This is a genomic window from Bacteroidota bacterium (assembly GCA_016718825.1).
Classification (GTDB): domain Bacteria; phylum Bacteroidota; class Bacteroidia; order J057; family JADKCL01; genus JADKCL01.
Genome location: JADKCL010000004.1, coordinates 221,594 through 237,818, shown reverse-complemented (window position 1 = coordinate 237,818; position 16,225 = coordinate 221,594). Strand labels below are relative to the sequence as shown.

At 51.1% G+C, this 16,225-nt stretch carries 15 protein-coding genes; 4 read left to right on the top strand and 11 right to left on the bottom strand.

From position 1 onward, the window contains the following. Window positions 1-97 precede the first annotated feature (97 nt). From IPN95_06180 to IPN95_06170, 3 genes are all read right to left on the bottom strand, one after another. Window positions 98-436, bottom strand: a complete 339-nt coding sequence (locus IPN95_06180; GenBank protein ID MBK9448992.1) for a DUF559 domain-containing protein — start codon at window positions 434-436, stop codon at window positions 98-100. 235 nt (window positions 437-671) lie between these two features. Continuing rightward, complete coding sequence (gene folE / locus IPN95_06175) at window positions 672-1,361, bottom strand: GTP cyclohydrolase I FolE (protein MBK9448991.1); 690 nt, start codon at window positions 1,359-1,361, stop codon at window positions 672-674. Beyond that, on the bottom strand, window positions 1,321-1,734 hold the full coding sequence (locus tag IPN95_06170; protein MBK9448990.1) for a 6-carboxytetrahydropterin synthase: 414 nt from the start codon (window positions 1,732-1,734) through the stop codon (window positions 1,321-1,323). The genes folE and IPN95_06170 overlap by 41 nt, the downstream gene beginning before the upstream one ends. Window positions 1,735-1,804: 70 nt before the next feature. On the opposite strand from IPN95_06170, the gene IPN95_06165 reads away from it, so the two are divergent. Continuing rightward, window positions 1,805-3,262, top strand: coding sequence for an FAD-dependent oxidoreductase (locus IPN95_06165; protein ID MBK9448989.1), 1,458 nt, complete (start codon window positions 1,805-1,807; stop codon window positions 3,260-3,262). Window positions 3,263-3,280: 18 nt separating this feature from the next. On the opposite strand, the gene IPN95_06160 is transcribed toward IPN95_06165, so the two are convergent. The 4 genes from IPN95_06160 to IPN95_06145 all read right to left on the bottom strand — a co-directional run bounded on the left by IPN95_06160 (window position 3,281) and on the right by IPN95_06145 (window position 7,242). Further along, window positions 3,281-4,186 carry a UbiA prenyltransferase family protein gene (locus tag IPN95_06160; protein ID MBK9448988.1) on the bottom strand — a complete coding sequence of 302 codons (906 nt, stop codon included), beginning with the start codon at window positions 4,184-4,186 and terminating at the stop codon, window positions 3,281-3,283. 13 nt (window positions 4,187-4,199) lie between these two features. Continuing rightward, window positions 4,200-5,309 carry a serine hydrolase gene (locus IPN95_06155; GenBank protein ID MBK9448987.1) on the bottom strand — a complete coding sequence of 370 codons (1,110 nt, stop codon included), beginning with the start codon at window positions 5,307-5,309 and terminating at the stop codon, window positions 4,200-4,202. 56 nt (window positions 5,310-5,365) lie between these two features. After that, window positions 5,366-6,226 carry a hypothetical protein gene (locus IPN95_06150; protein MBK9448986.1) on the bottom strand — a complete coding sequence of 287 codons (861 nt, stop codon included), beginning with the start codon at window positions 6,224-6,226 and terminating at the stop codon, window positions 5,366-5,368. A 110-nt stretch (window positions 6,227-6,336) separates the two neighbouring features. Continuing rightward, window positions 6,337-7,242 carry a hypothetical protein gene (locus IPN95_06145; protein MBK9448985.1) on the bottom strand — a complete coding sequence of 302 codons (906 nt, stop codon included), beginning with the start codon at window positions 7,240-7,242 and terminating at the stop codon, window positions 6,337-6,339. 234 nt (window positions 7,243-7,476) lie between these two features. Between IPN95_06145 and IPN95_06140 the strand changes: the two genes are divergently transcribed. Then, window positions 7,477-7,926 (top strand): hypothetical protein, encoded by a 450-nt coding sequence (locus tag IPN95_06140; protein ID MBK9448984.1) that lies wholly within the window; start codon window positions 7,477-7,479, stop codon window positions 7,924-7,926. A gap of 103 nt (window positions 7,927-8,029) precedes the next feature. Then, a complete protein-coding gene (locus IPN95_06135) occupies window positions 8,030-8,875 on the top strand; it encodes a hypothetical protein (protein MBK9448983.1) in 846 nt (281 codons plus the stop codon). Window positions 8,876-9,068: 193 nt separating this feature from the next. Here the strand turns inward: IPN95_06135 and IPN95_06130 are convergent, their stop codons facing one another. Next, window positions 9,069-9,653, bottom strand: a complete 585-nt coding sequence (locus tag IPN95_06130; protein ID MBK9448982.1) for a tRNA-(ms[2]io[6]A)-hydroxylase — start codon at window positions 9,651-9,653, stop codon at window positions 9,069-9,071. Window position 9,654: 1 nt separating this feature from the next. Then, complete coding sequence (purL, locus tag IPN95_06125) at window positions 9,655-11,889, bottom strand: phosphoribosylformylglycinamidine synthase subunit PurL (GenBank protein ID MBK9448981.1); 2,235 nt, start codon at window positions 11,887-11,889, stop codon at window positions 9,655-9,657. Between the two features lie 320 nt (window positions 11,890-12,209). On the opposite strand from purL, the gene IPN95_06120 reads away from it, so the two are divergent. After that, window positions 12,210-12,632, top strand: coding sequence for a hypothetical protein (locus tag IPN95_06120; protein MBK9448980.1), 423 nt, complete (start codon window positions 12,210-12,212; stop codon window positions 12,630-12,632). A 75-nt stretch (window positions 12,633-12,707) separates the two neighbouring features. On the opposite strand, the gene IPN95_06115 is transcribed toward IPN95_06120, so the two are convergent. Continuing rightward, window positions 12,708-13,316 carry a riboflavin synthase gene (locus IPN95_06115; protein MBK9448979.1) on the bottom strand — a complete coding sequence of 203 codons (609 nt, stop codon included), beginning with the start codon at window positions 13,314-13,316 and terminating at the stop codon, window positions 12,708-12,710. Between the two features lie 11 nt (window positions 13,317-13,327). Further along, the gene (locus tag IPN95_06110) at window positions 13,328-16,219 is read right to left on the bottom strand and encodes a gliding motility-associated C-terminal domain-containing protein (protein MBK9448978.1); all 2,892 of its coding nucleotides are present in this window, start codon (window positions 16,217-16,219) and stop codon (window positions 13,328-13,330) included. Between the last annotated feature and the right edge of the window lie 6 nt (window positions 16,220-16,225).

Sequence of the window (16,225 nt, the reverse complement as noted above, 5' to 3'; positions counted from 1 at the left end):
GATAAAAAAAGTGCATTCGAAGGATTAAAATCCAACGCGTTAGAAACTCACCCGGCAGGGTTGCACTTGGAAGTCAAAATGAATGTGTTCGGGAAATTCAGTTGGATGGGCTGGATGCGGAAATAATGCCACGGATCGCTTCTACGATGCGGTCTCCATGGTCACGGGCATCTTCTTCAGCAAAACGGAGGACATTAAATCCTTCCGCTTCCAAATAACCGATACGCATCTGATCATAGGCATCAGGTGGGCGAACCGTCACGGGTTCTTTGGTCACCTCGATGATCAATTTCATCGAAGGGCAGCAGAAATCCACCACGTAGGGGCCGATGCGAAACTGACGCTTGAAGCGCAGGGCATCGGTTTTCATTCCTTGCAAACAATTCCAAACAGCTGCTTCTTGAGGGCAGTGCTTGAGTTTCAGCAACCTGTTCAAAGCTCTATCGACAATTAATTCCGTTGTTGGAGCAGCTTCCAAATTTTAACGATGCCAAGATAATAGGTAGGCGGATTCAATCGACAGATAAATCGATTTAGCAATCAAAAAAATTGATGAATTCATGCTGGGCTTCGACGAAGTAAATTGCATGTGGAGGAAGCAGAAGCAAAACTGCTTGGCAATGAATCGATTGGAATCGAACGTCTTTTGACGGAAAATCCTGAAGGTTGGATCAACCTTGGATCAGCCTGAGAAATTCTGATTTCCGTGCTTCTTCAAGGAATCTACCAGAATAGGCACTTGTGATTGTTTCGACTCCGTCGTGCTCCACCCCGCGCATGCTCACGCACATATGTGCAGCTGAGATCATCACCGCAACATCTTCAGTTCCAAGGGCCTCCTTGAGATGGTTGGCGATCTGCATCGTCATGCGCTCCTGTACCTGAGGACGTTTCGCGTAGTATTCGACAATGCGGTTGATCTTGCTCAGGCCCACGACCTTGCCATTGGAGATGTAGGCGCAATGCGCTTTTCCAACGATCGGCACAAAGTGGTGCTCGCAATTGGAAACAAACGGGATGTTGCGTTCCACGAGCATCTCATTGTATTGATACTTGTTTTCAAACAACTTGATTTCCGGGGCATTCTCGGGATTCAGGCCGCTGAAAATCTCCTTGACATACATCTTGGCGACACGCATCGGCGTGCCTTTGAGGCTGTCATCTTCCAGGTCCAAGCCCAGAATGTGCATGATTTCCTTGAAATGCTTGGAAATGAGTTCGACTTTCAGGTCGTCGTCACGGTCAAAAGCATCCGGGCGGAGCGGGGTCTCAAAAGAGGTGCCCACATGCATGTCGCCCAATTCCTCGTGCGTCATGGCATCATTCTCCACTGTACTCAACAAAGTTTCGTTCCGTTTCATAGAGTTCTACCTTCAAAGTCTTGTCCAAATCAATGTGAGGACGAAGCAAATCCCAGACCACCACCGCGATATTTTCGGCTGTGGGATTGAGGTTCTTAAATTCAACTGTATCCAAATTCAGGTTTTGGTGGTCAAAACGCTCAACGATTACCTCGTCGATCAGATCAGCCAACCACTTCAGATCCAAAACATAGCCGGTTTCGGGATCAATCGCGCCACCTACTTTGACAATGAGCTCATAATTGTGCCCATGGTAGTTGGTGCGGTTGCACTTGCCAAACACTTCCCGATTTTTTTCGTCGGTCCATGAAGGATTGTGCAGCCGATGCGCGGCATTAAAGTGAGCTTTCCTGGATACAGTGACTTTCTTCATCTAAGCAAACAACAATACGTGCGTGGTTTTGTTTTAGTTTTCAGTGAAGAATATTAAACAAAATATTGAATTGCACGCTGACGTCCTGGTCATCGGGGCAGGCATCGCTGGGTTGACTGCCGCTGCCCTTTTGGCTGAACGCGGTACAAAGGTAATGATTCTCGAGCAAAATTGGTTGCCCGGCGGATGCACAAGTTCGTATCCTAGACATGGTTACACGTTTGAGGCTGGTGCCACGACCCTCGTCGGATTGGATGCGGGAATGCCGTTGCGGTTGGTGCTCGACAAAACGGGAATCGATTTAAATCCGATTCGGTTGGAAACGCCGATGAAGGTCTATTTGAAGGACGGCACAGTAATTACGCGATTCGAGGACCTTGAGCTGTGGATTGCCGAGGCCGAAAGGGTTTTTGGCGTTGTCGGGCAGCGCCCCTTCTGGGAATATTGTATGGGCGTGGCCCAAAAAGTCTGGCAAACCTCCGGACAGCAATTGCACTTTCCACCGAGTAAATTGGCCGATTTGTTCGGGATGGCCCGCGGGTTCTCTTTTGGCCAAATTAGCCTGATTCCCAAGGCATTTTCCTCTTTGGAATCACTTTTGAAACGATTCGGCCTGCATGAAAACATCCGCTTCCGCGAATTTGTCGACGAACAATTGCTGATCACTGCTCAAAACCATGCTTCGGAGGTGAATGCGCTTTTTGGTGCAACCGCTTTGTGCTACACCAACTTCGGCAACTATTATATGTGTGGTGGCATGATGGGAATGGTCAAGCCGTTCGTGGATTATATCGAGGCACGTGGTGGGCGGGTGCTGTTGCGGCACCAAGCCACCCGCGTGGTGCAAACCGCCGATGGTTATGCCGTCGAAACGCAAAAGCACGGAACCTTTACTGCGCGGTATTTCCTCTCGGCGATTCCGCTCAACAACACGTTGCCGATGCTCGGCGATGCGCTTCAGCAGCGCTGGGAATCCGCGACGATGGCGCCGGCACGCCTGCGCAGCGCCTTCACGATGGGCATCGCCTTCAAACGCAGCGCGGTTTTTGATTGCCTCCACCATCAATTGCATTTGCCCGAACCGCTTCCGCAAATTGGTGGGAAAAGCATTTTCGTGAGCCTCAGCCATTCCGACGACACCACCCGCTGCAAACCCGACGAATGCATCGCGAGCATCAGTACCCATATTTTTGATCCGCATGTGCAGCAGGTGACCGACAAAGCTGCGATTGAGGCTGCGATTGTCGATTTGTTGGTCAGCAAAGGCTTTCTGCGCAAGGAGGACATCCTTTATCAGCATTCGTCGAGTCAAAAGTCTTGGGAGAAATGGACGGGCAGGGCGTACGGTTTTGTGGGAGGCTATCCGCAGTATCTCGACATCAAACCTTGGCAAATGAAAGACGCGCGACTTGACGGAAAAGGCGCCTATATCTGCGGGGACAGCACATATCCCGGACAGGGAATCCCCGGCGCATGCCTCAGCGGGATTATTGCTGCGGCAAAGATGTATTCAGACCATAAAATTTGATTCGAAGGGAATCGGAACTTAACCGACCCAGCCAAAGATCAGTTCGTGGGCAGCAGGAACGAGCATCGCAAAGCTGATCAGCCAACCCAAAATCACCAACTGCAAGAAAAGATCGCGGATCAGCACCTTCGTCGGACTTCCACTTTTTTGCTCGACGAATGTGATCTGCATGTAGCGCAGGATGCCCAAAACCACGAAAATGACCGTGAAATACAGGTTTTCTGTTTTCAAACGTGTGGTTACTTCTTCCGAAATGCAATAGGAGATATAGCTCACGATCACCACAGAAGCCATGACCATCATGGCACCGTTGATGAATTCGAGGTTGTAACCGTCGATCGCTTTGCGCACTTTTTTGCCCTCGGCGCTCAACAAAACATCGTCACGGCGCTTGGCCAAGGCCAAAAACAACGCCAAGAGGAAGGTGATCAAGACGATCCACATGGACAGCGGAACCTCACCGGCAGCCGCTGCAGAACCGATATACAAGCGCAGCACAAATCCGACGCTGAGCAGGGTGATGTCGAGGATCGGAATATGCTTCAAACGGAAGGAATACAGCAGATTGTTGACCATGTAAACCACTGTCAGCCAAAATGCTGCCGGACTGATCAGGTAGATCCCAACGCATCCGACAATGGCAAAAACAGCCATCATGATCAGGCCATGCGAAACCGGAACGGCCCCGGAGGCCATCGGACGGTCCTTTTTGACAGGGTGGTTGCGATCGGCTTCGATGTCGAAGTAATCGTTGAGCACATAGATCGCGCTCGCTACGAAACAGAACAACAAGGTCACCAAACCCACGCGCCCGAGGAGGTGCAAGTCATTGAACTTGAACGCAAAAAACAGCGGCGACAGAATGAAGGCATTCTTCAGGTACTGATGGGGCCGCAAAAGCTTGATATAAGCGCTGATCTTCATCTGGGCGGCTAAGTTACAATTGTGCGGCGATTTCTGTGAATGCCTGCCACCAACTGACCTTGCCTTCGTTTTTTCCGAGGCGCACGACGATCAAATCCTTGGCGGGATTCACATATATATATTGTCCGAGGTGGCCGTTGGCCATGAAGTCGCCGGTTTTGGTGGGGAGCCACCACTGATATTGATAATAAGTGACCGAACCGTCCTGCGCATCGACCTTGGTGCTTTCCTCGACCCATTCCTTGGAAATCAGCTGTTTGCCATTCCAATTTCCTTTGTGCAGGTACAGTCGCCCAAATTTTGCAAAGTCGCGTGCGGTGGCATTGATGCTGCTGAATGCCTTTTCCATGCCGTCCTTTTTCTGGTCAATGCTCCACGTGGCAGGATATTCCGTGCCGATTTGTGACCAGATTTTTTCGTTCATGTACTGCGTGAGCGACTTTCCCGTTACGCGGGCCACAATTTCGCCGAGCAGTTGCGTGTTGATGCTTTTGTACTTGAAATAATGCCCTGCAGGCATGTCTTTGCCGATGTGTCGGATTTGCCGGTGCAAGTGTTTCCCGTAGTACAGCCTTGCGACGCCGGCAAAGGGGTTGTAATAGTTTTCCTCGTGGTGGATGCCGGACGTCATTTGGAGCAAGTGCCTGATTTTGACATCCTCCAGCCCTTTGCCCTGCAATTCGGGGAGGTAATCGACCATTTTGTCCTCGATGCTTTTGATCAAGCCATCGGCCAAGGCGCAGCCGACAAGCGCTGAGGTATAGCTTTTGGCCATCGAAAACGAAGCCACGAGACTTTCCCGATCATATTTGCGAAAATACCGTTCGTAGAGAATCGTATCGTGCTGAATGATGAGGAAGGCGACGGTATTGCTGCCCAAAAGCAGGCTGTCGAGGTGCTCATGGCGGTTTTTGTGGCTGATGCGGATGTCTTTTCCCTGAATGTAGGCCGCGTCGCGTTCGGCAAATCGGAAAGGCGTGGCAGCGGCCGGAAGTTCGCGCGCAGGAAACCGCTTGTAATCCTTGATGTCACTGAAGTTGTAAATCAGCATCCGGCCGCCGGTGCAAGCGGTCAGCAGCAGGCAAAGCATCGGCAAGCCGATCAGGAGCAGTCTTTTTCGCATTTGGGCGAATTTAGGGAAAATTCGAATGGGTTTTGGGCAGGCAGATGGGACCGAGGCTACCTGACTTTCACGTATTGGCCTTCGATGCCGGCGCCGTTTCCAAATTCGCATTGGATGTAGCCATTTTCCTGATGCACGATGGCAAATCCTTTGAAGAATTGAATGGAAAAAGCACAATCCAAGCCGGAAAGCTTCACATCAACCCTGTTTCCGTCCAAAACTGCCTCGGTATCTTCTACCGTCGCGATGCTGTAAGCCGGCGGACCGTTGACGCAGTCAAAGGAGAATGTGATTTTGTTGCCCGACTGTTTGACTTTGAGCGTGCCGGCAGCACCGGGATCGCCCGTTGATTCCTCGGGATAATGATAGGCATATTCGCCAGCGACCGAACCACTGACGTCAAAAGGCCATTCGACATCTTCCATTTGGTTGGTGACATTCATTTCAAGCTTTAAATCCTTGTCATTCCCGTACCAGCTTCCCGAAAACTTCTCGTCGTCCAATTCTCCAGACATCCCTCCCGAGATTTTGCCATCGGGGAGGAATTCGCGGAGAAAGATCATCCCGTTTTGACCTCCGTTGCCCAAAACCAAAATCGGCTTTCCGCTTTTTTTGTAGGTGATCGTTCCGCGAATGACATCATCGGCCTGATAGAGCTCCAACGAAGCCTCGATTTTTCCATCGATCTTCCCGGAAAGGTTCGTTTTTGTCACCAATCCCGCCGCCAAAGCCATGGTATTGGGCATATTTTCATCTTGGGCGTTGCCGAGGGCTTCGTTAGGTTCCTCCGATTCGCTTCCATTGGCAATGGTCTCTTGGGTCGAGGCGGATGTCGAATCGGATGATTTTTTGCAGCTGAATCCAATGGTGGTCAGTGCGATGAAAAACATGTAAGTTGTGAGGCTGATCGTGCGCATAGGGCAATTTATTTTCCGTTGAAGCTAATCGAATTGTAGACAGGTGCGGTCCTTGCGAAGGTGGTCCGGAATCTGCCTGAGGCGACTTCTTGACCAGTTCGCAATGCAACTCAGTCGCATTGGGGTGCCCATTGGCCGCCGTCTGCCGCAGTGGTGCGGTTGCAGGCATTGCTGTTGAGCGAGATTTTCCCACCATTTTCACCCAAGAGGAAGGCGTATTCCGCACCGTCGGTGAGGTGCAAATTCAGCATCGGATGGCCTTCAATGTCCGCAGAAAGGGTCCACTTGCCATTTCCGGAATTGCTGTCGTTGCTTCCTCCATTCAGCCCGCCCCCATACATCGAAACCGAGCTCTGACTGAAATAGCGGCAATTGCCGTTGGTGCAGAGGTCGATTCGCATTTCCGAACTGTATCCGCCGCTACTGCCGCCATTGTAGCTCTCAAAGGCACTCAGCACGCATCCGCCGAGTTTGGTTTTCCAGTAGTTGGCATTGGGTGGCGGAGCGGGCGTGGTAAATTTCAAGGAAGCACCGATGCCAATCGCGAGGTTTTTGAATTTGATTGCGTCATAAAATTCCGGATTCGTCAAGGCAAAAACGGTCAGTCCTTGACCTTTGGCATTTGTAATTCCCAGAAGGTAGCCCATGGCATCCCCGCCATTGAAGGTTCCTGCCAACGGGGCCCCTGCCTGGGTGGGTGAAATTGTTGTGGCATATTCGGTGGCCTGCATGTCGGTATCTTCTCCGATTTTGAAGCCTTGCTCCAAATTTGTCTTGATTTCCGCAAGTGTCTTCAAGGCATGGGGTATGATCAGGATGACTCCCGAGCCGTCATCGGCCGATACGCCCAAGGCATTGTCTCCCCGTTGTGCCGACCACCCGGTAGGCAAAGTCAAGGTCACTCCCCAATACGTCAGGTTGACCGTTCCACGTTCCTGTTGAGCCATCATATTTATTGAAAGCAGGTTGAGAACCACAAGCAGCAGGCCAACTCTAAATCCAAGCAACCATCTCATATTGTCCCTTTTCGATGCCAATCAATTCGCAATCCAAATTAGTGAATTCGTTGGGGATTCCAACCCACGGGAGAAGGGGGCAGAATAGCCTTTCTCAAGCACGCAGAAATACAGTGATTCGAGGAAGTACCCCTGAAGGAGTTGATCGCTTCGAACTTTTTCGCCAAGAAATCCAAAATCTTCCTAAATTACCGCCTGATTATGAAAAATGGGCGATGTGCCCGCTTTTGAAATATGAAGAAATTTGCCTTTCAACTGGGTTTTGTTCTCGTGATGCTCAGCCTTCTCACTGTCGGATGCGATGATTACGAAAATGGCCCCAAAATGAGCCTGCGCACCAAACGCGAACGCGCCATCAATACTTGGGTAGCCGAATATGCCTACCGCGATGACGTTGATGCGAGCGCTTGGTACAAAGATTGGACGCTGGATATGCGCGAAGATGGCCGCATCGTGATCACCGACCTGGCTGATGACGATTCGACGGTAGTCACACAAAATGGATTTTGGGACTTTGTCAACGACGAAGCCGAAATCCGCTTTTTGTATTCTGTGCCCGCAGTCGATCCTGATCGGAAAACGGTCACGATTTTGCGCCTCATGGAAAACCAACTCTGGTTTCGCGATGTCACCGACACCGCGACTTGGGAGTTCCACTTGATCCCTGCCGACACTGCCAATTGAGCATTGTCGTTGTGATGACCGACCTTCGGAATGCGTTTCGGAGGTCGGTTTTGTTATGTGCAACTTGGCACGAAATGTGGTTGATGAAGCAAAACTTCGTTGGATGAAATCGAAAACACTTCTTTTGGGCTTGTTCATTCTCCTCGGATTGGTGCAATTGAAGGCGCAACAACCCGAGCCTTCGGTATTGGCCAAAACCATTCAGGGATTCGTCAAAAACAACCCCGACCTCTGGCTCAAGAACTATGAAGCGCTCCAAAAGCAGGAAATGAGCTGGTTTGGCATGAACAATTTCAAAAAGATGTGGGATTTTGAGCCGAATCTCAGCGTCACAAGTACCGGAAACAAACTACTGCCGTATTCCGTGCGTTTCAATCCTGAGTATCCCGGCGAAAAACATCATCCGGTTTGGCATACCTACGACCTTTCCCAATGCCTGCTCAAAGCCCCTGGAACGGTGACGATGCTGGATTTTGACCTGTTGTTTTTGATGGATTCCACTTGGAAGGTGAAGAAGGTGCAGCCCGGAATCATGATGCTGGAAGACGGAAAAAGCCGCCATTTGGGTCCGAATGCGATTTTTGATCACGTTTGGAACGATTGCATGAAGCTCATGATCTCCAATTTGGAGCGTTCACAGCCCGCCTTGGTGGGCAGTCGCTGGGGAAAAACTGCTGCGTTTATCGCCAAATGCGAGGGTCAAAAGGTTGCGATCAACGAAGCCATTTCAGCAGCAGTGACAAAAAAATACACGACGGCTTCCGTCACCGAGGTCATGGCCTGCGAAGGTCCAATTGAAGAGTGTTTTGACGTGACGGATCCCTCCATCGGCGAGCTCCAAACCGACGGCATTTTCAAAGCAAGTTCAGGCCCGGGGATGCTGTATTACCATGCCCGCATCACTGTGGCAGACGACATCAAGGTCGTGATCGACAATATCTGGAAATAGTTCTAGCAACCGCTAGACGCTTCGACCTGCGGCCGCAAGCGTCTCTACACCTGCCTCCGGCACATCTTGGGTTGGATTGGAAGACGGGAAACAAAGTTCATTTGACGACAATTCCCTACCTCCGTAGAATTCCAAAAGACTCGTTGATCATCGACATTGGCGACCGGCCAACACCACGCATTCCACCCACAGATCAGCCGTGGATCCGTCCGACTGTCCCGTAGCGCGAAATCACATCTGCTTCAAAGACGAGCATTTCCTCCCATCGTTTGTCCACAACAGCGTGATCATTGTATTCTTTGGCCAATCGGATGAACATCGTGTAGTGCCGCGCTTCCGAAGCCATCAAGTCGTAGTAAAACTTGGCCAATTCGGGATCGTTGATGTGGTCGTGCAGCACTTTGAAGCGCTCGCAACTGCGCGCCTCAATCATCGCTGAAACCAACAAACGATCAAGCAACAGCGATTCCCGATCCAGCCCATTCCTAACGAATTTGCTCAGTTCGTTCACGTAATCGTCCTTGCGTTCGCGCCCGAGCACAAATCCGCGCTGCTGAATCAGTTGATGTACCATCTTGAAATGGGCCATTTCCTCGCGTGCAAGGTCGATCATGGCATTGACCAGTTCGGTGCGCTCCGGGAACTTCACGATAAACGTAATCGCGTGGCTTGCAGCCTTTTGCTCACAATAGGCATGGTCGGTCAGGATCTCGGAGACATTGCCTTCGACGACATTTTTGACCCATTTCGGGTCGGTGTTGAGTTTGAGACCGAGCATATTACAATCCCAACTTCTTCTCCAAAGCATTCATATACACCTCCTTGTACTCAGAGATGTGGCCAAAGTCCTCATCATCGACGTCGATGTTGCCATCGGTGACTTCGCCGAGAACCAAAACCGGCACGCCGGTGGTTTCCATCAGGTCTTCGAAGGCGTCTTGGTCGCGTGTGCTCACGCTCACCACTACACGTCCGCCGCTTTCGCCAAACAAGAAGGCATCGGCGCGGATGCTGTCATCGAGCAAAATGTTGCAGCCCAGGTTGTTGGGGAATCCGCTTTCCAGCAAACAGATCGCGAGCCCACCTTCGGAAACGTCGTGGGCACTTTTGATAAGGCCTGCCTTGATCACTTTGCGGAGAGCTTTGCAAAGCGCAACTTCCTCATCCAGATTCACATACGGCGCGGGGCTCAGCTTGACACCGTGGTAATGGTAAACGTATTCGGAGCAGTTAATGTCCTCCACGATGTGACCCAACAAGTAGATCAGGTCACCGGGCTTGCGGAATTCGAGGCCCATCATCTGCTTCTCAGCATCTTCCAAAAGGCCCACCATGCCGATGGTCGGAGTCGGATCCACCGGACCATCGTCGTTGCTTTGGTTGTAAAAGCTCACGTTGCCGCCGGTGACGGGGGTCTTGAAAGCAGTACAAGCCAAACGCATGCCTTCGATGGCGCTTGCAAATTGCCAGTACACCTCCGGACGGTAAGGGTTGCCGAAGTTCAGGCAGTTGGTCACGCCCAAGGGCTCGCCACCGGAACAAGCAATGTTCCGCGCAGCTTCTGCCACCGCCAAGGCGGTTCCTGCCAGCGGATCAGCCTTCACATAACGGCTGTTGCAGTCCGTCGTCACGGCCAAGGCCTTTTTGGTGCCTTTGATCGAGACGACCGCGACGTCACTCGGACGGTTGGTGCTCATATTCGCGGCGCCAACCATGCTGTCGTATTGTTGCGTGATCCAGCGCTTGGAGGCGACAGTCGGCAATCCGCAGAGGTACGTGAAGACTTCCCAGAGGTCTTCGGGCTGTTGGATATTGTCGATATGGTAGTCCTCGATCAGTTCTACGTAGGCGGGCAGGCGTTGCTCGCGCTGATAGACCGGTGCGCCGCCACCCAAGACCAGCGGTTTGGCCGGCACCGAAGCCACCAATTCGCCATTCATATAATAGTTGAGGATCTCCGTGTCGGTCACGACGCCGATTTGCACGCATTCGAGGTCCCATTTGTCAAAAATGTCGATGGCAATCTGCTCCTTGCCCTTTTCGACGATCACCAGCATGCGCTCTTGGCTCTCCGAAAGCAGGATTTCCCAGGATTTCATGTTTTCCTGACGCGTTGGCACTTTGTCGAGCCAAACGTCCATGCCTGTTTCGGATTTCGCGCTCATTTCGGAGGTCGAGCAAGTGATGCCGGCGGCACCCATGTCTTGCATGCCGACGACAGCGCCGGAGCGAATCACCTCCAAACTGGCCTCGAGGAGCAATTTTTCTGTGAAGGGGTCGCCGACTTGCACGCTCGGAAGGTCCTTGATCGAATCTTCGTGGATGTCTCCTGATGCGAAGGTCGCGCCGTGGATGCCGTCCTTGCCTGTCGTCGAACCGACGATAAACACCGGATTTCCAGGGCCTTTTGCAATGGCACTTGCCGTTTCGCCGATTTTCACAATGCCGACGCTCATGGCATTCACGAGCGGATTGGTATTGTAGCAATCGTCAAAATAGACTTCGCCGCCGACCGTTGGCACTCCGAAGGCATTGCCGTAGTCACCGATACCTTTGACGACACCTTTGACCAAGTGTTTGGTCTTGGCGAGGTCAAGGTTGCCGAATCGGAGCGAATTGAGGCTGCAAATCGGCCGTGCGCCCATCGTGAAGATGTCGCGGTGAATGCCGCCGACGCCCGTAGCCGCACCTTGGTACGGTTCGATCGCGCTGGGGTGGTTGTGGCTTTCGATTTTAAAGGCCACGGCGAGGCCGTCGCCAATGTCCATCAAGCCTGCATTTTCTTCGCCTGCACCGGCCAAAACGCGTTTTCCTTCCTTCGGAAGGCGCTTCAACTGCAAAATCGAATTTTTATAGGAGCAATGCTCGCTCCACATCACGGAAAAGATGCTCAGCTCCGTGAAATTGGGTTGACGACCCAAAATGTCACAGATTCTGTTGAATTCTTCTTCCAAGAGTCCGAGCTTTTTGGCTTGCTCGAGGGTGGCGGGCTGATCGACTGATTTCTGAGCCATGCTTTTCAAATTGATGCAGGGTTAAAAAGATGCGCAAAGGTAGGAAATGCCAAGGAGAATTGGGTAGCTGAATGCTGATTTGTGTATCCTTTTGGAGACCAAAATTGGATGAAAGCTGGTTAGCGCCTTCGATTTTACATTCAGCAAGGAGGAATGCAGTTCCAGCACCGATTTTGCACCGTTCAGCCGTTTTGAAAGAATTTTGGAAGGACTCTCCAAGAATGTTTGTAAATTCATGTTTGAATCGGTGCTTTGGAATTGTTTTCGGCACGATTCTGGTTCTAGATTTGAAAATTGATACTTATCAAATAGCGCAACGCATGAAACGCACAGTTTTTGTACTCTCCCTGCTCGCCATGATCCTCACAGGCTTTTCGGGTTTGAATGCTCAAAGCCTTCAAAATTCAACACCGCTGAAACCGGTTGTTTCCGGTATGCCAGTCGTGACAGCCTATGTCAACAGTTTTGAAAATGCTGTGAACCAAGGCAATCTTCAAATGGCACAGGCACATCGCACGAAGTTGGTCGCTTTCATGGAGCGTGACATTCAGTCCGTTACAGCATCCAATGTGGCGACAAACCTGTCCAAGCCAACCGATATGGTAACAGAAAAGGCTGTGCTTGCCGACTTGAAAGCGTTGACCTTGACCGATGCAGCATCCTTGAATTCCGCAAAGGCATTGTTTTCCAAATTGGAAGACTACGATAAAACATACACTAAAAGGACGCCCGCGAACAACTAAGGTTCGTTCACTCCAATAAAAAAGCGGCTGAAATCCAGGTTTCAGCCGCTTTTCTTATGGACACCCTTCAAGGTGTTAATCCTTGGGTCCGTAGATTTTGTGCAAATACTTCCCGAGAATGTCAAATTCGAGATTCACTTGATCCCCGACTTTGAATGCATGGAAGTTGGTATGTTCGTAGGTGTAGGGAATGATGGTCACCGAGAAGTGGCCGGTTCCAGATTCCACGACGGTCAAACTCACCCCGTTCACACAAATCGACCCTTTATCAACCATCAAATTGCTGAATTCGGCGGGGAAGGAAAAGTGAAACATCCAGGAACCGTCGACGTCTTTGACGCCTGTTACAAGTCCGGTTGTGTCCACATGCCCTTGGACGAAGTGGCCATCCATTCTTTGTCCAGCCTTCAGGCAGCGTTCGATGTTGAAGATGTCGCCTGCTTGCACGCTTCCAAGATTGGTCTTTTTCAGCGTTTCTTCGACGGCCACAACGGTGTATTCCTTGTTGCCTTCCGGAATATTTTCAAAGATTTCGGTGACAGTGAGACAAACCCCGTTATGAGCAATGCTTTGATCGACCTTAATGGGCTCGTCCAGGACGGTCGCGATGCGAAAGACGATGTTGCTGCCTTCTGATTTCCGGGAAATCAGTCGACCGGTACTTTCAATGATTCCAGTAAACACTTCGAATGGGATTATCTGAGCAATGTAATGACGCCTGTGACGGGAGGACGGGGCACGAACCCAGGGAGATGGTCCTCTTCGAATCGGATCACATAATAATAGACACCTTCAGGCACCGCATTTCCATTGTTGTTGTTGCCGTCCCAGAGTTGATCATTGTTGTTGACCGAATTGGAGACAAACACCGCCTTGCCCCAGCGATCATAGACTTGCACCACCGTCACGCGCAAGCTGCGGTCCAAGACTGGAGAGAAGTAGTCATTGATACCATCCCCATTCGGAGTGAATACGTTGCCCAAGTCCAACTCGGGACAGTTTTCAAAGCAGTAAATCCGCATCGAACTTTCATTTCCGTTGGTATCCGTGGCGGTGATTCCGTAGCAGTCGGCCAAAGATGGCAATCCGCCGAAGTTGTAACTCGTTGTTCCACTGTCGATACGGGCCACTTCTTGGTAAACTCCCTCGCGGTTGTCGGCGCGATAGATTGTGAAATAATCCAAATCCGCACCGCAGGCGCTGTCAGGATAGGTCCAAGAAAATCCGAGGCTGAAGTTTTCGCAGTTGCGCGTAGTATCGATCGTCACCGTGCCGATGCACGGCGGTTCAAAATCCTGCGGAATTCCACAGGTCTTTTGCGAGGCATTTTTTACGGAATCAGGCACACCTTCGCCAGCAAGGTACTCACCCTCAGATACAACCACGTAGCAATAGTCCTCAAAGTTTGTGAGGCTGTCGTCGCGGTAGATATGTCTGTTGGTGCCGATACCGACGACCGAATCTATCAAAACATAAGGCGCAGCAAGGAAGTCTGCCCGATAGATATAATATTTTCGATTGCGCCAAGGCACAAATTCGCGCCATTCCAGATTCAGAATCTTGTCTCCGGGGGTAATGGTAAGGAAAATACTGGACCCGGAATTCCCCGTGACGATCAACACGTCATTGGCATCGTAGAGGTCCACGCGGTACCGGAACCCGGTTGCCTCGGTATTCAGTCCTGTATCCCGATAGGTGGTATCATCGAAAGCAAGTCCGGTGGCGATGGTGGTCCAGACAGGGGGGCCATCAATGCCCGTTGCCCGCAACAAATGATAGGTGTATGGACCTTGGAAGATGGAATCGACATTGTCCGGTTGTGACCATTCTACTTGAATTTCGCCAAGCGCAGCATCCGTCACGGCGACGCTGTCCTTCAGCAATACCGGGAAATCCTTCTGAATTTCGACACAAACGATATCTGTAGCACAGGAGCGGAGGCCTTCGTCAAAGAATGCCCTGACGATATAGCAGTATTCAACACCGTAATCAAAGCCAAGTCCGCCATTGTCATCAACAAATGTGGTGTTGTTACGACCAAGGGTTGTGCCGAGCAATTGGAAACCTGCGGTACTTGGATCGCTGCTACAGCAAACGGTATCCTCATTCCATGCGCCTCCACCCAAACGCCTGTAGATTTCGTAGCCTCGTGCAGAATCACAGACATGAGGCGTCCAATTTAAGGTGATTTCACGGTTGGCGGCAACGGCCGTAAGTCCTTCGAGTGGTCTTGGTAAGACCTTGATCATGGTGATCAGATTTGCGCTCAACATCCTATTGTCGTCGTAGTAAGAGATGTTGTCGTGCGCATAGAAGTCGATTTGATAAAATGAAGGTCGCACATGGTCGCAATCCGTGCGCCAAGTGATGCGTCCTTTGATCGTGTCGTCGTAGGCCACTGGAAAGTCTGGAGGAAACTGCGTTCCCACCGGCTCCGTGATGACGATTTCGGCAGGGCTCGTGGTTACCGCAAACGGTCCATTGAGCTGATTTCCGCCGTTGTTAAGATAGAAGTAGATACTGTCTCCGGGCGGCGACACCGAGGAGAAGAAGTTGGGGTCCCAAATCTTGAAGTCAATGGTCACCGTGTCTCCCGCAAAAACACAGAGTTCAGTCGGCGCCTCGATGACGGGCGGATCGTTGTCGCAGGGATTGACAAATATCGCCATGTCCCGGTAAGAGAATCCGATTCGAACGCCGTCACGGTACTCTTCAATCACAAACGCTATATTATATATACCGATGACATTCGGGACATCCCAAGTGATCAGTCCGGTATGAACATCGATCGAAATGGGTCCGTTGGGGCTGATGACATCGGGCATTACAAAGCCGGAGCAGGTAATCGGGGACGGGATGGATGGGGGATCGTACTGCCGGCAATTGACAAACTTGTAAGCGAGGGAGTCGCCATCGGGGTCATACCCTCCTGGATTATGCGTCCAGAGTTTGCCGGTACAAGCCTCATCAATGGGGTGATTGAGAAACTGCGGAGAGTTTTGTGCCCCGAGATAAGAGTTGATGAGGATGGTGGACTCTATAAAGAAGGCTTGGCTTCCGGAATTGTCCATGTTAATGATGTCATTCAACCTGGCGACATCATAGTAGCGCACAAGGTAATAACCCGGTCCTGGCAAAGTGTATGTAGTCCGATAGATGTTCTTTTTGATGGATCCGATGATGTATTCGCCCATTTGCGCGTTGGAGCAGGTTACGCTGGGGAATTGAGGATCTACGTTCCAAGGTCCGTTTTGCCGTGGGATATTGGTCACTTGGGCAATACGGTTGGTGCCGGTCGAATTGAAAATCTCGATGTCGATGTTGCAACGATCCACGAATGCTGCGGAGGGATCGGTGAAAGTCGTTACGGTAATTTCGACTTGAGTGCCACCAAGATAGCGGTAGGTGATGTCTCCTGCGAGGTTGTGGGAGGCGTGAAGTGCGCCAAATCCGACGAGCCAGATCAGGAAAAATGCACCCAGAGAACTCAGCAAGGCAAGCGGTGAGGACTTTCGGCAATTCATGTTCTCATTAAACGCCGAGACGTTCAAAGATGTTTCAGGGTGGTGGTGCAGAAAAATTTCCATGCTCTA

Bases quoted from the DNA above. Each gene is read 5' to 3' on its own strand.
- IPN95_06135 (MBK9448983.1), top strand. From the start codon at position 8,030: ATGAAATCGAAAACACTTCTTTTGGGCTTGTTCATTCTCCTCGGATTG.
- folE (MBK9448991.1), bottom strand. From the start codon at position 1,361: ATGAAACGGAACGAAACTTTGTTGAGTACAGTGGAGAATGATGCCATG.
- IPN95_06110 (MBK9448978.1), bottom strand. From the start codon at position 16,219: ATGGAAATTTTTCTGCACCACCACCCTGAAACATCTTTGAACGTCTCG.
- IPN95_06120 (MBK9448980.1), top strand. From the start codon at position 12,210: ATGAAACGCACAGTTTTTGTACTCTCCCTGCTCGCCATGATCCTCACA.
- IPN95_06160 (MBK9448988.1), bottom strand. From the start codon at position 4,186: ATGAAGATCAGCGCTTATATCAAGCTTTTGCGGCCCCATCAGTACCTG.
- purL (MBK9448981.1), bottom strand. From the start codon at position 11,889: ATGGCTCAGAAATCAGTCGATCAGCCCGCCACCCTCGAGCAAGCCAAA.
- IPN95_06150 (MBK9448986.1), bottom strand. From the start codon at position 6,226: ATGCGCACGATCAGCCTCACAACTTACATGTTTTTCATCGCACTGACC.
- IPN95_06130 (MBK9448982.1), bottom strand. From the start codon at position 9,653: ATGCTCGGTCTCAAACTCAACACCGACCCGAAATGGGTCAAAAATGTC.
- IPN95_06155 (MBK9448987.1), bottom strand. From the start codon at position 5,309: ATGCGAAAAAGACTGCTCCTGATCGGCTTGCCGATGCTTTGCCTGCTG.
- IPN95_06170 (MBK9448990.1), bottom strand. From the start codon at position 1,734: ATGAAGAAAGTCACTGTATCCAGGAAAGCTCACTTTAATGCCGCGCAT.
- IPN95_06145 (MBK9448985.1), bottom strand. From the start codon at position 7,242: ATGAGATGGTTGCTTGGATTTAGAGTTGGCCTGCTGCTTGTGGTTCTC.
- IPN95_06140 (MBK9448984.1), top strand. From the start codon at position 7,477: ATGAAGAAATTTGCCTTTCAACTGGGTTTTGTTCTCGTGATGCTCAGC.